At 49.3% G+C, this 21,043-nt stretch carries 13 protein-coding genes; 6 read left to right on the forward strand and 7 right to left on the reverse strand.

Annotation, left to right across the window (positions count from 1 at the left end; all coding sequences use genetic code 11):
• Nucleotides 1-225: 225 nt before the first annotated feature.
• The gene (pruA, locus tag EHT25_RS31080; RefSeq protein WP_124879351.1) at nucleotides 226-1,866 is read right to left on the reverse strand and encodes an L-glutamate gamma-semialdehyde dehydrogenase; all 1,641 of its coding nucleotides are present in this window, start codon (nucleotides 1,864-1,866) and stop codon (nucleotides 226-228) included.
• Between the two features lie 150 nt (nucleotides 1,867-2,016).
• Here pruA and EHT25_RS31085 point away from each other — a divergent pair, with 150 nt between their 5' ends.
• Both EHT25_RS31085 and EHT25_RS31090 read left to right on the forward strand, forming a co-directional pair.
• Nucleotides 2,017-3,234 carry a proline dehydrogenase family protein gene (locus EHT25_RS31085; protein WP_221622353.1) on the forward strand — a complete coding sequence of 406 codons (1,218 nt, stop codon included), beginning with the start codon at nucleotides 2,017-2,019 and terminating at the stop codon, nucleotides 3,232-3,234.
• Nucleotides 3,235-3,561: 327 nt separating this feature from the next.
• Nucleotides 3,562-4,443, forward strand: a complete 882-nt coding sequence (locus EHT25_RS31090; protein ID WP_124879352.1) for an AraC family transcriptional regulator — start codon at nucleotides 3,562-3,564, stop codon at nucleotides 4,441-4,443.
• A 75-nt stretch (nucleotides 4,444-4,518) separates the two neighbouring features.
• Here the strand turns inward: EHT25_RS31090 and EHT25_RS31095 are convergent, their stop codons facing one another.
• The 5 genes from EHT25_RS31095 to EHT25_RS31115 form a co-directional block, all read right to left on the reverse strand.
• Nucleotides 4,519-5,964, reverse strand: a complete 1,446-nt coding sequence (locus EHT25_RS31095) for an APC family permease (RefSeq protein ID WP_124879353.1) — start codon at nucleotides 5,962-5,964, stop codon at nucleotides 4,519-4,521.
• A 634-nt stretch (nucleotides 5,965-6,598) separates the two neighbouring features.
• Nucleotides 6,599-8,299: a serine hydrolase domain-containing protein gene (locus tag EHT25_RS31100; protein WP_124879354.1), complete on the reverse strand. Its 1,701-nt coding sequence runs from the start codon at nucleotides 8,297-8,299 to the stop codon at nucleotides 6,599-6,601.
• 86 nt (nucleotides 8,300-8,385) lie between these two features.
• Nucleotides 8,386-8,838, reverse strand: coding sequence for a nuclear transport factor 2 family protein (locus tag EHT25_RS31105; RefSeq protein ID WP_124879355.1), 453 nt, complete (start codon nucleotides 8,836-8,838; stop codon nucleotides 8,386-8,388).
• A gap of 10 nt (nucleotides 8,839-8,848) precedes the next feature.
• Nucleotides 8,849-11,608, reverse strand: coding sequence for an ABC transporter permease (locus EHT25_RS33570; RefSeq protein ID WP_221622354.1), 2,760 nt, complete (start codon nucleotides 11,606-11,608; stop codon nucleotides 8,849-8,851).
• Nucleotides 11,596-11,934 (reverse strand): PadR family transcriptional regulator, encoded by a 339-nt coding sequence (locus EHT25_RS31115; protein WP_124879356.1) that lies wholly within the window; start codon nucleotides 11,932-11,934, stop codon nucleotides 11,596-11,598. The genes EHT25_RS33570 and EHT25_RS31115 overlap by 13 nt, the downstream gene beginning before the upstream one ends.
• 819 nt (nucleotides 11,935-12,753) lie before the next feature.
• Here EHT25_RS31115 and EHT25_RS31120 point away from each other — a divergent pair.
• The 4 genes from EHT25_RS31120 (at nucleotide 12,754) to EHT25_RS31135 (ending at nucleotide 16,610) form a co-directional block, all read left to right on the forward strand.
• Nucleotides 12,754-13,626 carry an SDR family NAD(P)-dependent oxidoreductase gene (locus EHT25_RS31120; protein ID WP_124879357.1) on the forward strand — a complete coding sequence of 291 codons (873 nt, stop codon included), beginning with the start codon at nucleotides 12,754-12,756 and terminating at the stop codon, nucleotides 13,624-13,626.
• A gap of 100 nt (nucleotides 13,627-13,726) precedes the next feature.
• A complete protein-coding gene (locus EHT25_RS31125) occupies nucleotides 13,727-14,647 on the forward strand; it encodes a helix-turn-helix domain-containing protein (RefSeq protein WP_124879358.1) in 921 nt (306 codons plus the stop codon).
• 130 nt (nucleotides 14,648-14,777) lie between these two features.
• Complete coding sequence (locus EHT25_RS31130) at nucleotides 14,778-15,677, forward strand: NmrA family NAD(P)-binding protein (protein WP_124879359.1); 900 nt, start codon at nucleotides 14,778-14,780, stop codon at nucleotides 15,675-15,677.
• 12 nt (nucleotides 15,678-15,689) lie between these two features.
• Nucleotides 15,690-16,610, forward strand: coding sequence for a helix-turn-helix domain-containing protein (locus tag EHT25_RS31135; RefSeq protein ID WP_124879360.1), 921 nt, complete (start codon nucleotides 15,690-15,692; stop codon nucleotides 16,608-16,610).
• 320 nt (nucleotides 16,611-16,930) lie between these two features.
• Here the strand turns inward: EHT25_RS31135 and EHT25_RS31140 are convergent, their stop codons facing one another.
• Nucleotides 16,931-20,860 carry a DUF8693 domain-containing protein gene (locus EHT25_RS31140; RefSeq protein ID WP_124879361.1) on the reverse strand — a complete coding sequence of 1,310 codons (3,930 nt, stop codon included), beginning with the start codon at nucleotides 20,858-20,860 and terminating at the stop codon, nucleotides 16,931-16,933.
• Nucleotides 20,861-21,043 lie beyond the last annotated feature (183 nt).

The following is a 21,043-nucleotide window of genomic DNA, read 5'->3' on the forward strand; positions in this document are numbered from 1 at the left end:
TCAAAAGACAATTTTGGTTAAGTTGCCGAATTATAATCTACTGATACCCTTACTAATAGAATAATATTCTGCATTAACTCGTAACTTATACTGATAAATTTTGACAAGTCATTAGTCAACACAAGCCTTCGATGGCTTCCGATTGCTATTAAATAAATCCAAAAAAAAGCCAGCAGGATGATGAGAACATCCTGCTGGCTTACCGATCAAATTTACCTGGGTGGGTTATACGGACCCTTCCGGGTTTAAAAACGGATAACCGTAACGCCGGGGCGGGTCAAATGTCTCTTTGATCGTCCGTGGCGACACCCAGCGGAGGAGGTTCAGCGCCGAACCGGCTTTGTCGTTGGTTCCCGAGCCTCTTGCTCCGCCAAACGGTTGCTGACCGACCACGGCCCCAGTCGGTTTATCGTTGATGTAAAAATTTCCGGCGGCATTTCGCAGACCCGCCAAAGCCTTTTCGATGGCATACCGGTCGTTGGCCAGCACCGATCCCGTTAGCGCGTAGATCGAGGTTTTATCGATGACGGCCATGACCGATTCGTAGTCCGCATCGTCATATACGTAAACGCTCAAAACCGGCCCGAACAGCTCTTCACACATGGTAACATACTGCGGATCATCGACGCGTAAAACCGTCGGTTGAATAAAATACCCCTGTGTTTTGTCGCACGTTCCGCCCGCGACGATTTCAACGCCGGCCTCTTTTTTGGCCTGATCGATGTATTTTGCAATTTTATCGAATGATTTTTCCGAAATAACCGCGTTGACAAAATTTTCGAAATCTTCGACCGGCCCCATTTTGATCGTTTGCAACTCCCGGATCAACCCATCCTTCACGGCTGGCCACAGAGACTGGGGAATATACGCCCGGGAAGCCGCCGAACATTTTTGTCCTTGATACTCAAATGCGCCCCGAATCAACGCCGTGCAAACCACATCGGCATCCGCACTTTGGTGCACCAGGACAAAATCTTTCCCGCCGGTTTCGCCAACGATGCGGGGATAACTCTTATAGCGGGCAATGTTCGTCCCGATGGTTTTCCAGATGGTTTGAAAAACCGGGGTGGAACCGGTGAAATGGATCCCGGCAAAATCGGGATGGCTAAAAATGACGTCACCGGCCATAGGACCATCTACGTAAATCAGGTTAATCACTCCAGCCGGCAAACCGGCTTCTTTCAATACCTCCATAATCACCTGAGCGGCATAGACCTGATTTTCCGACGGTTTCCAGACCACCACATTGCCCATCATGGCCGCCGATGTCGGCAAGTTGGCCGCAATGGCGGTGAAGTTGAACGGGGTCAGGGCAAACACAAATCCTTCCAGCGGCCGATGGTCCATCCGGTTCCAGACACCCGCCCCTGAATTGGGTTGCGAAGCATAGATTTGGGCCATATAATACACATTAAACCGCAGAAAATCAATTAATTCGCAAGCGGAGTCAATCTCAGCCTGAAAGGCATTTTTAGACTGGCCTAGCATCGTAGCCGCATTGATTCTGGCCCGGTACGGCCCTGCCACGAGGTCGGCGGCTTTTAGAAAAATGGCCGCCCTTTCGTTCCATGCAAGTGCGTCCCAGTCGGCTTTTACCGCGAGGGCAGCATCAATGGCCATCTGAACATGGCTACGATCTCCTTCGTTGTAGTATCCAAGCAGGTGGTGATGATCATGGGGTGGATGGATGGCTATTTTTTTATCGGTACGGACCTCGGCATCACCAATGTACATTGGAAGATCGACTTCCCGGGAGCGGGCAATGGCCAAAGCCGCCTGTAAGGAAGAACGTTCGGGCGTACCGGGAGCATACGTTAAAACAGGTTCATTTGTGGGTTCCGGAACACGGAATAATCCATTTGACATAACGATCTAGTTGTTAGAAATACGGCATTTCAAAGGTAAAGGCGCCTTTGGCTTAGGCTGCGTCAGAAATTGTCCATGTATCATCCAATATTGCCAAAACCCGTACCCCCGGAATTCCGCAGTTAGATTTGTAGAAAAAACCGTAGGTGTATGATGAAGATAAAATCGATTGTTCCGCTGGATAATACCGCCGATGCCTTTGCGTACAAATCAGATACTCAACTGCGAAAAGCCAATGCGTTGTTTTACCTGATGAACCAGAACTGGCTGGTCAAGTTGGGGGCAAAACTGACTGAACTGGCGGTTCAATGGAGACTCCCCGTCAAAAGTCTGATCCGATCCACCATTTTTGAACAGTTTGTCGGCGGAGAAACTCTCGATGAAACAACGGGCCTGATTGAAAAACTGAACCAGTTCAACGTCAAGGTCATTCTGGATTACGGCGCTGAAGGCAAGGCAACCGAAGCGGATTTTGACACCATAAAAGAGGAATTTATCCGGGTGATCACCTATGCGTCAAACCGGCCCAACGTGCCGCTCATTGGCATCAAGATTACGGCATTGGCCCGGTTTGAATTACTCGAAAAACTGAATGAGCTGGCACTGGTTTCGCGGTTTAACACCGTGATTGACACCAGTCCGCTGACGGCTGCTGAAAAACAGGAATGGGATCGCGTGGTCCGAAGAACGGTTGAAATTTGCACCGCTGCCGCACAAAAGGGCATTGGAATTCTTATCGATGCCGAAGAATCCTGGATCCAGAATACCATCGATGCGCTCACGATGGAAATCATGCTGGCGTTTAATAAAGAGAAAGCCGTGGTTTTCAACACGATCCAGTTATACCGCCACGACCGACTCGATTTCCTGAAATTAAGCCACGCGCTGGCTTCTAAAAACGGGGCTTTTTTAGGGGCAAAAATTGTTCGCGGGGCCTACATGGAAAAAGAGCGAAAAAGGGCTCAGGAAAGGCAGGAAACGGTGCTGATTCAGCCCGACAAAGCTGCTTGTGACGTTGATTTTAACAAAGCGATTGACTTTTGCATCGACCACCTGGATACGGTTTCTTTGATTGTTGCCAGTCACAACGAATACAGCGTTCAGTATGCCGTCAACCTGCTGCGGGCCAGATACTTTCCGCTGGATCATCCGCATGTTCATTTTTCCCAATTGTACGGTATGAGCGATCACATTACGTTCAATCTTGCCAAAGCGGGCTGCCAGGTCAGCAAATACCTTCCCTACGGCCCGATTGCTGACGTCATCCCCTATTTAATGCGACGCGCCCAGGAAAATAGTTCAGTCGCCGGCCAGACCAGCCGTGAATTATTTCTGATCCGAAAAGAAATCCGGAGACGCCATCTTTGAGGAAAACCGGCGACCCTTGTGGCCAAATTTCGAATTAGATTTATTTCAGAAATACAAAAATACATTCACAAAATACCACCTATTATTTTACCGTCTAGTTAAACTCCCATAGTTTCCATAAGTATTAGCCAATCTTCAACAAATAGTATCCTGCATATTGCCCCAAAAGCAAAATTTGGCTAATATTGGTTTAGACTCCCTTCTCTATTAAAAGATTCGTACTACAGTTGGTTACAGTGCAGCCCTTGATTCATCTGGGCAATCTTCTCATGACTTGTATTGTATTATTCTTAGAATAAATGGTTAAACAACTCCTATCTTACCACTATGAAAGTACTACAATTTACTCCGCCGGTTCCGCAAGAGGATTCCGTAATTGTAGACGAAGATTTCCTTTCACACTTTTACAATTATTTTCATCGACACAAGCAGCTGCAGATTACGCTGATTATTAACGGTTCCGGAACCTTGATGGTCGGAAATTACAGCCAGTCATTTAAACCCAACGACGTCTACATTGTGGGGGCTAATCAACCCCATATTTTCAAATCGGACCCGCATCATTTCATCCATCCGCAGGTCGGGAACGCCCACGCCATTCACATTTTTTTTGATCTGGAGCGTATTCCCAAAGCCTTTCTGGAACTGCCGGAGATGGGCCTGATCAGCCGGTTTCTTAAAACCATCCAGAATGGACTGCAGCTTCCCCCGAAACATGCGATTCAGGTTGGAGGAGTTATTAAAAAGCTAAAAAACAAGTCAAGTCTGGAACGTCTTCTGGCCGTGATCAAACTATTCCAGTATTTCTCAAAAGAAGTGAAGGAGTGGAAATCACTGCACACTGGATTCTTAAGTTATCCCATTTCCGATTCAGAAGGTATCCGAATGAATGACATCTTTCAGTTTACACTCGACCATTACGCCGAGAATATTACGCTCGACCGAATTGCCGATATTGCCAACATTACGCCCCATGCTTTTTGTAAATACTTTAAAAAGCATACCCGAAAAACGTACAATACGTTTCTGAATGAAATCCGGATTAACGAAGCCTGCAAACGGATTATGAACAGCAGTTATGATGGCATCTCTACGATCGCGTATTCGACCGGTTTTAACAGCGCGACGAATTTTAACCGCGTATTCCGGAAGACAACCGGCATGTCACCCAGTGACTACATTCGCGCTTATAAGAGCAAAAGTCGGTAGTTTTCTTTTGTTGGCAACATGCGTTTAAAAAGCTTAAAACCATGCCATTTACGCTTCTGTAAATGGCATGGTCTACTATTCAGTTTCTGACGGTTCTACTGTAACTTTTCCTTTGCCCGAATTGGCTTTTACGATGAGAAAATAAACCGGTATTCCAGTGAGCGTAATGATCAGGCCCGGCCACGTATAATTCGGTTTATAGATAATTAGTAGGATACAGAATGCAAGTCCCATCAAAATGTAAATAACCGGCAACACCGGATAACCGACGGCTTTATACGGCCTTGGCGCATCCGGTAACCGTTTGCGGAGGATAATAATTCCGGCAATGGTCAGCATATAAAAGACCACTACCACAAAGGAAATCATATCGAGCAAATCGCCGTATTTTCCGCTCAGACTCCAGATACTGGCCAGCACGCACTGAATCCATAAGGCCAGACCCGGAACAGACTTTGCATTCAGTTGGCCCACTTTTCTGAAAAACAATCCATCCTTTGCCATGGAATAATAGACCCTTGCACCGGCCATGATCAACCCGTTGTTGCAGCCGAATGTAGAAACCATGATCATCAGCGCGATGATGACCGTACCAGCGTTTCCAAAGATCACGTGGGAAGCCGTCACAGCCACCCGATCTTTGTCGGCCGACGCAATCGCCTGCAACGACAAAACACCGGTATACATAATGTTTGTCAACAGGTAGATTGCGGTTACAATAAGCGTCCCCAACGCGAGACTAAGTCCAATATTTTTCTTCGGATTTTTGATTTCACCGGCGATAAACGTCACTGTATGCCACGAATCGCTGCTAAAAATTGACCCCACCATGGCTGCGGCAATCGCTCCGAAGGCCGCCAGCGTAGTATAGGATTCCGTGCTGCCGTCAGGGTGCAATTTGTGCAGATCCCAGATGATAGCATCCGCCCAGTTGGCGCTCCAGACCTCCGGTTTTAGGGCGTAAAGGCCGAAAACGATCAATCCTAATAGACTCAGCAACTTAGCCAAAGTAAACGTGGTCTGAATGATTTTACCGCTGTTTACGCCACGGGTATTGACAAATGTGAGAAATACAATCACCAGGATTGACAGCAATTGCGCAGCCGAAATAGACAGGAAGCCTAAGTCAATCAGAACGTTGTCTTCACTGAATGGCGGGAAAATATAAGCGGTAAATTTGGCGAAAGCTACTCCCACAGCTGCAATCGTAGCCGTATGAATGACCGTAAAAAAACTCCAGCCGTATAAAAAACTGATCAACGGATTATAAGCCTCCTTCAGATAGACGTATTGTCCACCGGCTTTTGGGAACATCGCACTCAATTCTCCGTAGCTCAGGGCTGCCGTCAGGGTCATGAATCCGGTGATGACCCAAACGAACATCAGCCAGCCTGCACTGCCGACATTTCGCGTAATATCCGCACTGACAATAAAAATACCGGAACCGATCATGCTCCCGGCAACCAGCATGGTGGAATCGATTAACGTTAAAGAAGGTTTGAACGAATGAGTTTCCTGCATTGGACAATTATCTATTGAGGCTGTAAACGGATTTATTCGCACCAAAGGTAACGGGCCTTATCACAGAAAAGCGTGCAGGTTTTAATCAATGGTTGACAATTTTAATCCCATTACTGACAACTTTGCTCCATAAAAAATGAATATGGATCAGGATTTTGAATGAATGGGTTCTTGTGTTCCCTTAAATCCGTATACGTGTTTTGTAGTACCCTGAACAAGCCTTACATAAATGATGACCAACTATTTTGATTTTATATCGTCTACTGGGTTACTTTCTTGATGAATTCTTGAACGAACATACTGCCCCAGAGCAGCCGCTTATTAAGTTACAAAAAGGGTAAGGTCAAAAAGGGATTAGATACTGAACTCTCTATTGTAAAATAGTAAATGGTGGTATTGATTACAGGATTACAGATATCCTACTAATACTAAGTGAACCAAGTTATGCCTCAATTAAAGCGGATTCATTTGATCCAATCCTGCGAACGGTGGTGAAACCACCATGGAATTAGCCACGAGTGTTTTTGAGAATAAATAATGAAAATAAGAGCAAGTTAACAGGGAATATGCGTGGGATAAGGGTTAGGTTCTAAAACAAACTCGATACTCTTTTCAAACGTAGGCCGTATTCACGCTATGCCTTACTGGCTATTTTTTTGAACCGGTAGTTACTGCTTCTGGGATCGCCATTGAGCAGAAGACCACAGACGATCCCTTTTGTATCCCGTTCAAAACTGCATAAATTGATAAATGGATTTTGGGCCGTAAATCCACCCGGCCAGACCGGTGATAACTGCAGGTTGGGCCGCTTGGGGGTGACCAGTTCCAGCTTATCATTTTTAACGATAACCTGGTAGGTGGTCCCAAGCTCTTTACTATAGTAGTCTCCGGCATAATCCTTTAGCCCGGCCATAACTGGCTCGTTGGTATCCAAGCGGGTAAACTGCTGGCCTTTGTACTTCACGGTCATCACCTTTTCAGGCTGAAACAGGAGTTCAGAGCCATCTTCTTCGTCCTCTACCCTAAAACGGTTTGCTGAAACGCGTACCGCTGAAACTTTACCCAGGTTCGGCAGCCATGCCGTTAAAATATTGCCATCTTTTTCAATGCGGAGGTAATTACTTTTACCTTGTTTAAAAACACCCGTGAAAGCATCCATTTCTAACGCCACTGGGGCCTTGTTTGATTGCTCCGAATCTACCGCCATGCCACTTTGAGGCTGTGGCTTGAACTGATTCGCCAGGAAAATATCGGTGATTTGAATCGCTGCGGTTTGCGCATTGAAGAATGTACTGTTTGTGAGTACCACCACGCCAAACTTTTGTTCCGGAAAAAAAACATCGAAGGTACTAAAACCAGCCCAGGAACCGGCACTGGTAAACATGGGTAGGTCATGATAGCTACCGGAGGTTATGCCGGAAGAATAGCGGTTGATCGTGCCATCGTTCAACCGTCCGGGCGTTTTCATGAGGGTAAGGGCCTGACTGCCAGCAACCCTGGCACTGCCAAAATTAATGAGCCATTTGGCCATATCTTCAACGTTACTGAATACCGAACTCGAACCCAGACCGGTTAAGGCATTGACGGGCTTATACCAACTACCATTAGCGCCTTTGACATAGCCAAATGCACGGTTTGAAATCAGCTCACTGTAATTATCTTGTACCAATGTACTCGTCATGTCAAGGGGATCAAAGATTTGCTCATTTGCCCATTTCCGAAAGCTTTTCCCCGTGACTCTCTGTATCAATTCGGCCAATAAGTTATAGCCCGTATTGGAGTACAGGTATTTGGTGCCTGGCGCATTATTCAATGATTTCTGACGGTAGGCAAAATTGAGTATCTGGTTAAATGTTATGGGATCATCGGTTCGACCGCCGGCGATATAAAAGGAGCCGTACCAATCGCGAATGCCGCTGCTGTGCTGCAGCAAGTGTTCGATGGTGATCGTTTTCCCAAAATCGTTCAGCTCAGGAATATACGCTCGAATGTCATCCTGGAGCCGAATTTTACCTTCGGTAGCCAGCTTGCAAATGAGCAAGCCCGTAAACTGTTTTGCCAGCGAGGCCAGGTCAAAAACCGTAGCTGGTGTCATCTTTACACCATGCTCCAAATCGGCCATGCCGTATCCTTTGCTCAGTATTATTTTCCCATCCCGAACCACGGCAAGGGCGATACCCGGGGACGTTGTTTGATTCAGGTGGGCGTAAAGAGAGTCAATTCGGTCCTCATACGATGGATTGTCTTGTGCGCAGATTACAGGCGATAGCATGAAAAACACTCCCCATAAGGTTGAGGCAAAATAAAAAAGCGGTTGAAAAAGCCTGCTCGCCATAGCCTATGTTTTTTGGTCGTCGATTTAAATAAGTAAGTATTGACCCCTTAATCCGTTTATGCAATCGGGAGCAGTAAGGGAAATGCCTACAACGATTTTGGGGGTGACTGCCAGAGTACATTAACGATCATCCAGCGCCCATTGTCCTTCATTAAATGCAGGTAATCGATGCCCCAGACGGCCGTTACTTTGGCGGTGGCAGTTTTGTCGGCCATATCCAATACCTCTACCTTTCTGGGCGAGGTTGCGGTAGCTCGTTTACCGTCCTTGTTCCAGATCTTGGCCAGCCGGATCAGTGCCGGAAAGGGCATTTCCAGCTGCTTGGAATAACTGCCCGCTTTTTGATCAAATGAAAAGCCTCGTTTCTGAAGGGTTGGGTGCACACTCGCGTAAGCCAGCGTGGTATCGGCCTGATAGAACGTATCGATGTAGTTGAAGCATGCCTGCCGAACACCCGCGATTTCCTCGGCCGGAGCCGATTGATCAAAATCCAGGGGTAGAAAAAAGGCAACGAGTAAACCGATTAAGGTAGTTTTCATGGCTATTAAGTTATTCAGAACGTAAGCTTTTTACTGGATTGGTTAGGGCGGTTTTGAGGCTTTGCAGCGAGATGGTGATAAAAGCCAGTACTAGCGCCAATGCGCCAGCCGCAACAAATACCCACCATGGAATAGCGATTCGATACTCGAAAATCTGAAGCCATTGGTGCATGGCGTACCAGGCAAGGGGCGAGGCAATTCCGATGGCAATGAGGACCAGTTTCAGGAAATCTTTGGAAAGTAACAGGACAATGCTGGCAACCGATGCCCCAAGCACTTTACGCACACCAATTTCTTTGGTCCGTTGCTGAGCAGAAAATGTCGCTAACCCGAATAGGCCCAGACACGAAATCAGGATGGAAATGAGGGTAAACGTGCGGACAATGCGCGAGGTACGGTTTTCTGCGTGGTAGTTCTTCTGAAAATCTTCATTCAGGAAGGTGTATTCAAACGGCTCATCCGGTCGCAAGGTTTTCCATTTCTGTTCCAGAAAGCCCAGTATGTTGGTCATGTCAGCGGTGTTGACGTGGACGATAATGTAGTTGAAACTAGGTCGTCGGCTCAGCATGAACGCATAGGGAGTGATAGGCTGGTGCAGGTCTTCATAGTGAAAATCATGTACGACACCCACAATCTCAAACGGAATCGTTTCGCCCTGCCAGTCAAAGTTCAGATGCTGTCCGATGGCGTTAGTCTCCGGTATCTGGAATTGGCGCAGAGTGGCTTCGTTGACGACGATCCGATTGGCCGTATCACCGGGAAACTGGCGCGAGAACATTCGCCCCTGCTTCAGCCGGAAACCCATGGTTTGCAGATACTCAAAATCGACCCGGTTGGTGCGAATATCGTGCCCCTGTTCCACGCTTTGGTCAGGTCGGTGAAACACCATGTCGCTCAGGTTTGCAATACCGGGGTAAAACTGGGTTCCAGCCGCCGACACAACCTGATTGTTTTGGAGAATTTCATTCCGAAAAGCCGTATACGTAGTCCGCGAATCACCACTGCGGAAGGGAATGGCAATCTGCTGGTTTTGCGTAAAACCCAGGGGTTTGTCGCGCAGGTAGTGCATCTGCTTCTGAATGACAAAGGACGCCAGTACAAGACCCACCGACACCACAAACTGAAACACCACCAATCCCTTCCGCAATGCCACTGCCGACAGCGAGTTGGTGAACTTGCCTTTAAGCACCTTTGCCGGATTGAAGAGTGACAGATAGAAAGCGGGATAACTGCCCGCCAGAAGGCCGGTCAGTAACGCCATGCCCAGAAAAATAAGGAGAATTTGCGGCTCAACGAATTCGCGGATCGAAAGCGCTTTGCCCGTTAATTGATTGAAGAGGGGTAGCAGTAAAATGCCCAGGGCCAGCGCAATCAGAAATGCCAAAAACGTCAGCACGATCGATTCGCCCAGAAATTGCCATACCAGCGCGCCCTGATGGGCTCCCATGACTTTCCGAACCCCAACTTCCGCGGCTCGTTTGGCCGACCGCGCCGTGGCCAGATTCATGAAGTTGATACAGGCAATCAGTAAGGTAAAGAGCGCAATGGACCCGATCATATACAGATAGATAACACTGTTTGTGGGCGTAACAACGGACGGAAAATGGGCGTACAAATGAAGGTCAGGTACCGGAACGAGAAATAACTGCTGGTCGAAGCCAACCAGTTTGAGGTCGGCACGGGCGTATTTTTCGATAAATGCCGGCAGCTTGGCGGCTAATGCCTGAACGGCGGTATTCGGCTGAAGGCGCAGATACGTCAGGAACATGTTGTTATTGGCAAAATCCGGATGCCCTTCCCGTAGGAAATGGCCGATGTCGCCGGTATAAATAGGCAGGAAGAACCGAGCGTCGATGTGCGAGTTGGTGGCGGAGGTACGGTATACGCCCGTTACTTTAAAGTCTTCACTCAGGCCCGCGTCGCCCCCAATCCGAACCAGTCGTCCCAGCGCGGACGCGGAGCCAAACAACTTAGCCGCCACCTCTTCCGACAGCACGACGGAATGGGGGTCGGTCAGCGCCTTGTGCGGATTGCCTTCGATAAAGGCGTACGTAAATAAATCGAAGAAGGTTGAATCGACCTGATAGCCCTTCGTCTCATAAAACGACTGCAATGGTTTTCCCTGCTCACGGACCTGAAGCAGGGATTTCTCATCGGCCATGTATAATCGGGCCATCTGGATAATCTCCGGGTATTCGGCTTTGAGCGCTGGTCCGTAGGGGGCCGAGACCGCGGCATGCTCCCGTCCGGCATTCTGCCCAACAGTCGATCGGGACCCCAACAGGTACAGTTCCCTGGCATGTTGGTGGTGGGTATCAAAGGACCATTCACTGCGGATATACAGTGTCAGCAGCATACAGCAAGTCAGCCCCAGGGTCAGGCCCAGCACATTAATGGACGAAAAGGATTTGCTTCTCAGCAGGTTGCGCCAGGCAACTTTGACATAGTTCAGCAGCATAGTTGGGCTCAGGATAGGGGGTTGAGAATAGGCTTGTGTTGGCCCGGTTCGAGACCGGCTAAAGGGGCGAATTAGTCGCAGGACTGCCAGCGAATACCGCCAACGGGCGCCCCGCAAACCGACCATTTTCACCCAGTAGGTGTACATCTCCTGCAGATCCCCTTGCAGTTCATCCTCCAGTCCGACTGGACTGAACTGGCTTAGCAACCATTCTGCCCAGCGTGGCGGCTGCCGGGCCGAGTGTCGGTCCAACGACGTTCGGCGATCCGCGGGTTCTGGAATGCCCTTACTACCTTTCGTTATACGCCCCATAGCTGTAACACCGGGGTTGGAATCTGTTCCCACAATTGGCTGCGCACCTGCCGACACTCGATCAGCGCCCGTTGACCCGCCACCGTGACGGTGAACAGCCGTTTCTGACGACCTCCCCGCTCGGAAGTGGCACCACCCATCTGGGAGGAGACGAATCCTTTTTCTTCCAGACGTTGCAGGGTGGTATGGACAGTGGGGAAGCTGATGCTGCGGGCCATCTGCTGATCGATGGTTTGGGTAATCGACGCGCAGTATGCCAGTTCCTGCAGAGCGGCCACCGTTAGCAGGACGACTTCTTCTAACTCACCTAAAAAGGGTCGTTTCATAGCGGAAAGCGGTAAGAATTGATTCTGTTCAATTTCAAAAGTTAAATAAGGCGGATCTGCAATCAGGGTGCCGAACGAGGTCGAGCGGAATCTGTTAGTATTAGTATAGACTTTGTCGTACAAATACCTGGCCAAAATTTTAAGATTGGTCTAATGACCTTAGAATCGCCGTTTTACCAATTTATGTGGTGAAATTTTGTCCAAAAATGGACATAAATCGTACAATAACGGACAGGGCGGACGATGGTAGACGATCCTATTCCTATATTCAAACAATGAAAAATTAATGTAGAAAGCGGAGCTGTGCAACAGCCACGCGCTTTATTGAGACGGAGAATGATTGCTTTATCATACTCATTCGTAGAAAAAAGAACGTCTACTGGTGACCAGGTCAGCAATGCTCAACTTAGTTTGCGCTCCCAATCTTAAATTGGATCTTTAATCGCAAATGCGGTATTATGGTCTGCGGTAGTGGCGCTTTTCGCTTATTTTTTGAACCGATATGCTGACCCAAAATGTGCCCCAGATGTGTGTTAAGAATTAATATTCTCAGAAAGTCATGAATTTGTGGTTAATCTGCCATTTTCGATAAGAAACCGTAGTGTAGGATAAAAGGCTCGTGTGATCCGGATGGTAAAGCGGACCGGTCTATTTGATTGGTTTTGATTATTATTGGTTCAATGGGGCCAAACAGTTTAGATCATACCCTTTTAATGTTGTGGTCTTTTCTCATTTTGACTACAAATCCCCTCAATTAGACTACAGATAATGACTGGTATACCTTGACCTTTGACGCATCATAATTTCAAGGTATTTACTATGATACATCAGAATCAAAATGTAGCCTTTCAAACGGCAACACCCCCTGTAATTTCTCCTAAAGTCTGGTTCATCACGGGTGCTTCCCGTGGTTTTGGACGCGTTTGGGCCGATGCCGCCCTTCGGCGTGGCGACCTGGTGGCGGCTACTGCCCGAAAATTGGAAAGCATTTCCGACCTGAAGGAAAAGTATGGACAGAACCTACTGACACTGGAGCTTGACGTGACACGGCCTGAGCAGGCAAAAACAGCTGTGGAGCAAGCTCACACTCACTTCGGCAGGATTGATATTGTGTTGAATAATGCCGGTTATTCCCTGGTTGGCACTATTGAGGAAGCGAGCGCGGATGATATTCGTGCACTGTACGAAACCAATGTCATCGGCCCGGTTTCTGTTATTCAGGCGGCTCTGCCCCTATTGAGAAAGCAGGGGGGCGGTCACATCCTCGGCACTTCCAGCAATCTTGGGCACGTAACCTTACCGGTGATCGGATATTACGCTTCGTCGAAATGGGCATTTGAAGCCATCCACGAAAGCCTGGCGGAAGAAGTCAAACCATTCGGGATCAATGTAACCATTCTCGAACCGGGCGCTTATGCCACCGAGTTCGGAACCCCGGAATCCTTAAAGTTCGCACAAGGGCTCGACATCTATGCAACTTTTAAAGAGGAGTTCTTTGGTAGGTTGAGGGACCAGGAACGGGGCGATCCCAACGCAACGCCAAAGGCGCTCTTTCAACTCGTTGATGCTCCACAACCGCCACTCCGGTTTTTTCTCGGCAGCCACAATTTACCCTGGGTGCGTGAGGCCTATGCAGAGCGGTTAGCCACCTGGGAAGCGTGGGAAGACGTTTCCAATTCGGCTCAGGGCTAACCCGGATAGCGAACCCACAGACCACGAAAATGGTTGATTATGTACTCTTGGTAACCGATCGTTGAAATGGCATCGGTTATCATTTTTTATAACCTGACAGATGAACAAAGTAGAAAACAGTCCGAAAAAAGTGGAATCGCTGGCCGATGCGCACCTGGCATTTGGTTTGCAGAAACCGCAGCACCCATTGGTCAGTTTGATCAACGGTTCTTACACGCAGGTCGATGAGTCCCGGATTTCGCATCACCATGTGCTGGGTTTCTATAAAATAGCGTACAAACCCAAGCTGAACGGCAAATTAAAGTACGGCCAGAGCTATTATGATTTTGATGAAGGGGGGCTGTTATTCGCTGCTCCGGGCCAGGTCGTCGGTAGCCATGACAACGAGGTGAGCGCGTGTTCCGACTATACGTTGCTGATTCATCCGGATTTCTTTTTAGGGTATTCCCTCGCCAGAACCATCAAAAACTACGGCTTCTTCTCGTATTCAACCCGGGAAACGCTGCATCTTTCAGAAGATGAAAAGCGAACGATCTTTGAGATCTTTCAGATGATTGAAAAAGAATTGTCCAGCCGGATCGATGATTTCAGTCAGGACGTGGTTATTTCCCAAATTGAATTGTTACTGAACTATGCGAATCGTTTCTACAAACGTCAGTTCATAACCCGCAAAGCCGTGAACCACGATCTGCTGCAAAAGCTGGAGGACTTATTGAATCATTATTTTAACGATGAACGGTCGTTGAGTCAGGGATTGCCAAGTGTGAGCTATCTGGCGGACCACTTAAACCTAACACCCAGTTATTTGAGTGATATGCTGCGGTCATTGATTGGACAGAATGCCCAGCACTATATTCACGATAAACTGATTGAAAAGGCCAAAGAAACGCTGTCTACCACCAATTTATCGGTAAGTGAAGTGGCATATACCTTAGGATTTGAGCACTCGCAATCGTTTAGTAAACTCTTTAAATCGAAAACGAACCTTTCACCATTGGAATTCAGACGGTCGTTCAATTAAACCGGTTTTCAACGAATTATTTTTATGAATTAGCCAGATGAGCTCTCATCATATATATTGATACAACAAGGATAGATTTGGTTACGCCTATGGAGCGGTGACTGACGATTTTTGCAAAAAAAACAGCATTATGAAAATCATTGTCACAGGTTCATTAGGACACATCAGCAAACCGCTCACCGAAGCGTTGGTACAAAAGGGATATAAAGTAACGGTGATCAGCAGCAACCCCGATAAGCAGAGCGCCATTCAGGGTTTGGGTGCTACCGCTGCCATCGGTTCCATTCAGGATGCCGGTTTTCTGGTCAATACGTTTAGAGGGGCTGATGCGGTCTACACGATGGTGCCGCCGGTAAGCTATTTTGACCCAACTCTCGACCCCATTGCCTATTTCCGTACAATCGGCAACAACTATGCGCAGGCCATTCGCCAAACGGGCATCAAACGGGTGGTGAACTTAAGCAGTTGGGGAGCGCATCTGGATAAAGGCAACGGCGGAATTGCGGGTGCCTACCATCTGGAGCAGATCCTGAATGAACTTCCGGACGAAGTGAGTATTACGCATATGCGTCCCACGTCTTTCTACTACAATTTGTTCAGCTTTGTGCCAGCTATTAAAAGCGCCGGGATCATGGCCGCTAATTATGGCGGAGAGGATCGCACCGTATTGGTAGCGCCTTCGGATATTGCCGCTGCCGTTACTCAGGAATTTGAAACACCTGCGGTAGGTCGCCAGGTACGCTATGTCGCCAGTGACGAACTGAGCTGTAACGAAGTAGCCCGAATTTTAGGTGAAACCATCGGAAAACCGGATTTAAAATGGATCGTGGTTCCGGCCGAACAAATGCTAAACCGCCTGGAAGCCGCCGGTATGCCTCCGCATATGGCTAGAAGTTTAGTGGAACTACAGGCAGGCCATCACAGTGGTATTATTGCGGAAGATTATTACCGGAACCGGCCCGTTGCCTTAGGTAAGGTCAAAACCGCTGATTTTGCCAGGGAGTTTGCGGCCGCGTTTCATCAAAAATAAGGATATTGTGTCATGGTAAACCAGCCGCCCTACCTCATCAGAACCATCAGTGAATTTCATCAGTTCAGGAAACTTCCCGGTCCGGCGCATCCGTTGGTGAGTGTGGTGGAGTTTGAGAAGATGAGGGAGCTTGCCGAAGATCATCCCCGAAGTTGGATCCTTGACTTTTACGCCATCGCACTGAAAAGGAACTTTGGTGCTAAGCTAAAATATGGACAGCAGGTGTATGATTTTGATGAGGGTATCATGACCTTTATGGCGCCGGGCCAAAAGATCGGTATTGAAACGGGGTCTGATGAGCACTTAGAACATTCGGGATGGTTATTGATTTTTCATCCCGACTTCTTATGGCATACGCCCTTAGCCAAAACGATCCGGCAGTACGAATTCTTTGATTACTCGGTCAAGGAAGCCTTGTTCCTTTCTGAACAGGAAGAGGCCATCATTACCGGTATCATGCAAACCATCCGCCAGGAATATCATTCGCACATTGATGCGTTTACTCAAAACATCCTGGTAGGCCAGGTAGAGGTTCTGTTGAACTACGCCGATCGGTTCTATCAGCGTCAATTCACGACCCGTAAGGTCAGCACTCACGATATCCTGATTCGGCTGGAAGACCTACTGACGGACCTATTTAAAAATGACACGGTAGCAAAAAATGGGCTGCCCACCGTTCCTGACATAGCCGAAGCTTTAAATGTTTCACCTAATTACCTGAGTGGCCTGTTAAAAACACTGACCGGAAAAAGTACGCAGCAGCATCTGCACGATCGGATCATTGCGAAAGCGAAAGAAAAGCTCTCCGGAACGAGTTTGTCGGTGAGCGAAATTGCGTATGAACTGGGGTTTGACTACCCGCAGTCGTTCAGTAAATTGTTTAAAGCCAACACCCATCTTTCACCGGTTGAATTTCGCCGATCCTTTAATTGAGTAGACCTGGTGCAGCTTTCGGTGTAAAGGTGGGTAACTGCCTGTGTGACTAAATTACATGGAATAGCCTTGCACAACTGCGGTCATTTTATTGCAGTGTAAAACCAATTTTTGAACGGACCCGCTGACCCGAATTGGGCACAATTTCTCTTTTCAGACATAATAGGGTCAAAAAGCTATGATTTGCGAATCGGGTCCGATGCCCTTTCTCCCCTTTCCGATGAAAGAAAACCGACAGTCCAGCAAAACTTCACGGAACTGTCGGTTCATTTCCATTTATTCGAGTTCAATCAGAAAGCGGATTTCACCGCTTGAGCATCTCAGGGTTTAAGCACCTTCAGAGTAACGGATTGTTGACCGCTGCTAACCCGCAGCACCAGCAGACCCGAAGCCACAGAACCCACACTCAGCGTCTGGCGCTCCACCGCACCCGCCTGCTCGATCTGACACTCCTTCACCCGCCGACCACTCAGATCCGTCAGCTGTAGGCCTAGCGGCTGTCCTTCCACGCCCCGCACCTCAACGACCAGCTGATCACGGATTGGATTGCCCAGCACCGTCACCTGAAGCGGTGAACCGGTTTCGGCCGATAGCCGTGCCGGGGCACATTGATACGCCCTGGGCGAGCCTTTCAACTCGTAGGTACTGCCGAGCACCCGAGCCCGGACGACTGTCCCGTTGGTCACACTCCCCGGCGGGCTGAAATTGTAGGCATGTGATCCGTTGCCTTTTCCGGCGTCTTTCAAATCGGGGCGGTAAATATTGGCCACGGTACTGCCCAATACCGTTCCCGGACCATCCAGATAAAATTCGACCGTCAGTGGCGTGTTGGGCTTTTTGCGATCCCACACCCATCCGCGGATACCGCCACAATCCAGTTTATCCAGATAGCCCTCAAAATCCCCGGTGACGGTGGTGGTGGAGGCCGGGTTGACCGTCAACGGGAAGCTGACGGAGTTGCTGGCTCCCAGCGGGTCAGTAGCCTGATAGGTTAGGACAAATATCCCCGACTGAGTCGGTGTGCCGCTGATGATCCGGTTCGGCAGTTGCAGACTTAAGCCCTCTGGCAAACCACTCAGTTCGTAGCTCAAGGTTCCGCCTTCCGGATCGGTGAAGGCAACCAACATGGCCGAGAAAGGAACGCCAACCTGGGCCACTACGGGCGTAACCAAAACCGTCGGTGTTGGGGGTTTCGGTGGTTGGTTACTTTCAGGTGTAAGGTTCCCCTGACAGATCAGGGTTTTCGGTGAATCTTTTAACACAAAGCTGTTGCCCGTCACCCGCGCTGAGAGACTGTGCGGCAAACCGTCTTTGAGACGTTCGGGGATCGGCCAGAAAAAGGCGTGTTTCCCGTTCCCCTTGCCCGCGTCGAGCAAGTCTTGCCGAAACTCACTCGCCAGGATTGTCGCAAGGATGGCTGCTCCGTCAAGGATGTCGATGGAAATAGCGGTATTGGGTTTATTACGGTCCCAGACCCAGCCCCGGAAGGTCGAGCAGTCCGCGCCGTTGATGAAACCATCAAAGGAACCAATCACCGTCGGAGCCATTACCTCCACCGTCAAGCTGGCGGGATCACTGGTACAGCTACTGACGGTACAGGTGGCCTGATAGACAAACGATCCGGGCGTCGTGGTAGCAACGGTAATAGTGCCGGTCCCCGAAGTTCCTCCCGGTCCATTCCAGTTGATGATTCCGTTACAATTGGTGGCGGTCAACGTTACGGCCGGTGCTCCCTGGATGACGGCCGAACTGGCCATATTCGGAATGGGCGGTTTTGTTGGATCTCCACTAATGGTCACACTGGTAGAAGCCGAACAGCCACCGGTGGTGACCGTCACTGAGTACGTCCCAGCCGTGGTGATGGTGCGGTTGGCACTGGTGGAGTTGTCCTCCCAGCGGTAGGTGGTGCCTCCACTGGCCACTAAACTCACACTTGGACTCCCACAGGTTAAGGTCGCACTCGACGGGGTGATGGTAGCCACCGGTACTTCACTGCTGCCTGAGATGGTAATCGACTTGGTGGCGGAACAACTGGCTCCATTGATGACCGTCACCGAGTAGGTGCCTGCCGTGGTGATGGTCCGGTTGGCACTCGTGGAGTTGTCCTCCCAGCGGTAGGTGTTGCCCCCACTGGCCACCAAACTCACACTTGGATTGGCACAGGTCAGTGTTGCACTGCTGGGCGTGATGAGGGCCACCGGCTCTTCACTACTGCCCGAGATGGTCACACTGGCCGTGGCCGTACAGCCACCCGGTGAGGTGAGCGTCACGGAGTAAGTGCCTGCCGTGCTCACGCTGATCTGGGCATTGGTCGATCCCGTATTCCAGCGGAAACTCCCCGTGCCATGAGCCGTCAGGCTCACCATAGGACTAATACAACTCAGGGTCGCACTGCTGGGGTTGATGCTGACCGAAGGAGCGTTGGTAGTGCCACTCACTTCCACACTGGCCGTAGCTGTACGATTATCGGATGATGTTACCGTTACTGAGTAGGTACCCGCCGTGCTGACACTGATTTGGGAAGTGGTCGCCCCCGTACTCCAGCGGAAGGTGCCCGTTCCATTGGCCGTCAGACTCACCGTGGGAGTGGAACAGCTCAGGGTCGCACTGCTGGGATTGATGCTGACCGAAGGAGCCTCTGTTCGTTCACTCACGACCACACTGGTCGTGCCCGAACATTCTCCAACGGTACCCGTCACGGAGTAGGTGCCCGGCGTAGTGACCGAAATACTTTCCGTCGTTTCCCCGGTCGACCATCGGTAACTAAGCGCTTCCGAAGCAGTCAGGGTAGTCGTCTGTCCCTGGCTGATGGTCAGAGAGGGGTTGGCCGTCACAATGGGACCGTCATTGGGCCCACCTCCTGGGGTAGTGGTCAATAGGCCTGTGTTGTGGTCAACATCAAAATAGCCCCCATTGAGATTTCGTATTACCCCTGAATTATAAGTAATATTGCCACTACAGCAAGGCGCATACTCAATGATGAAACCGGAGTTGTTAAAATTGGTATATACATCAAAGTTTTGGTTTACCTTGTTTACCCGGCGTACCAACCAATGGCTTACGTTGCCATAGCTCTCGATATAGGCGTCACAACCGGTGTTGTAAAAATTGCCTACATTACGAATACCATTCAAGCCGAATTGTTCGATGGCTCCGATAATAATCTGACCCTTGTTGGTAAACTCGGCATATGTATCGATGCCAGGGCCAGCGAGCTGTGGTATACGGTCAGGATAAGGATATATATCATCAGAAGGATCACTTAAACCAATAGTCCTGTTATCCTCGTTCTTCAAGGCAAGGTTGGTTGTGCGGTCAATGGCGATAACTCCGCCCGGATTGTTGTTGAATGTAGTCTGATTATAGAGTCCCCAATAGGCTGCTTGTGCGATGCTGCCAATCGTAATTCTGGCTGCGTTGTTAACGATGCCAGTGTTCCACATACCAAATTTGGACGTTCGGTCAATGGTGATAATGCCACCCGCACTATTGTCCAGGGAGCCCAGGTTATAAAATCCAACGTAACCCACCTCTACAGTGGCTCCGATGGAAATCTGAGCCGCGTTATTGAATATATAAGAGTTTTCCAGGCCGTACCATTCTGTTCTGTTAATGGAGATAACACCCCCTGGATTATTATCGAAGCGAGCCGCGTTTGCCAGGCCTACGATTCCCACCGTTGTGTTAGCCCCGATGATGATGTGCCCTGAGTTCGTGAATTGCCTTCCTGTAGTAGCACTGTTTTGCAAACCATAGCTGGTTGATCGGTCGATAGCGATGCCCCCCCCCGTTTCGTTGGAGAAGCTTCCCTTGTTTATAAGTCCATACCGACCTACCGCTGACGTGTTGCCAATCACTAACTGCCCCGCGTTAGTAACCGTGCCAACCGTGTAGAAAGCTGTTGTTTGGCCGCTACCAAAGTCCCTGGAGCCGTTTAAGGTCAGCTTACCACCACTGGTAATACTCAGTGAGGCTCCGCTCTGTACTTCTACGGAACCAGCCAACGCCGAGACCGTAAGAACGGGCTGTGTAGCGGCACTGGCGGCAATCACGACATTGTCGCTGGCCGTAGGAATGCCAGCCGGGCTCCAGTTGCTGGCGGTGTTCCAGTTCGTCGTCGTCCCGATCCAGGTTTTTTGCGCCTGCGCGTTCAACCCGGTCAGCAGCAAAAGCAGGCCCGACAGAAGCCTGCCCAACAAGCGGAAATTGACGTGTCGTGGTTGACGGGCAAATGTGTAGTGTTGTCTCATGCTGGGTAAAATGATAAAGATGAATTGAACGGACCTACCACCAACTGGCTCCCTTGGCGGAGCATTGATCTTGCCTGGTCACCTACCGACCTATCGGCTTTCCCGGCTTCTACCGCTGGGGGAATAGACCTGCTGCATTGATTGTCCCAAAAGTGAAGGGGGCCGTCCTTGCCCAAGATCAGG

The organism is Larkinella rosea (assembly GCF_003858635.1).
GTDB classification, from domain to species: domain Bacteria; phylum Bacteroidota; class Bacteroidia; order Cytophagales; family Spirosomataceae; genus Larkinella; species Larkinella rosea.

Coding starts and splice junctions, on each gene's coding strand:
- EHT25_RS31100 (WP_124879354.1), bottom strand. CDS start 8,299: ATGGCGAGCAGGCTTTTTCAACCGCTTTTTTATTTTGCCTCAACCTTA.
- EHT25_RS31115 (WP_124879356.1), bottom strand. CDS start 11,934: ATGAAACGACCCTTTTTAGGTGAGTTAGAAGAAGTCGTCCTGCTAACG.
- EHT25_RS31130 (WP_124879359.1), top strand. CDS start 14,778: ATGAAAATCATTGTCACAGGTTCATTAGGACACATCAGCAAACCGCTC.
- EHT25_RS33570 (WP_221622354.1), bottom strand. CDS start 11,608: ATGGGGCGTATAACGAAAGGTAGTAAGGGCATTCCAGAACCCGCGGAT.
- pruA (WP_124879351.1), bottom strand. CDS start 1,866: ATGTCAAATGGATTATTCCGTGTTCCGGAACCCACAAATGAACCTGTT.
- EHT25_RS31125 (WP_124879358.1), top strand. CDS start 13,727: ATGAACAAAGTAGAAAACAGTCCGAAAAAAGTGGAATCGCTGGCCGAT.
- EHT25_RS31120 (WP_124879357.1), top strand. CDS start 12,754: ATGATACATCAGAATCAAAATGTAGCCTTTCAAACGGCAACACCCCCT.
- EHT25_RS31140 (WP_124879361.1), bottom strand. CDS start 20,860: ATGAGACAACACTACACATTTGCCCGTCAACCACGACACGTCAATTTC.
- EHT25_RS31095 (WP_124879353.1), bottom strand. CDS start 5,964: ATGCAGGAAACTCATTCGTTCAAACCTTCTTTAACGTTAATCGATTCC.
- EHT25_RS31105 (WP_124879355.1), bottom strand. CDS start 8,838: ATGAAAACTACCTTAATCGGTTTACTCGTTGCCTTTTTTCTACCCCTG.
- EHT25_RS31090 (WP_124879352.1), top strand. CDS start 3,562: ATGAAAGTACTACAATTTACTCCGCCGGTTCCGCAAGAGGATTCCGTA.
- EHT25_RS31135 (WP_124879360.1), top strand. CDS start 15,690: ATGGTAAACCAGCCGCCCTACCTCATCAGAACCATCAGTGAATTTCAT.
- EHT25_RS31085 (WP_221622353.1), top strand. CDS start 2,017: ATGATGAAGATAAAATCGATTGTTCCGCTGGATAATACCGCCGATGCC.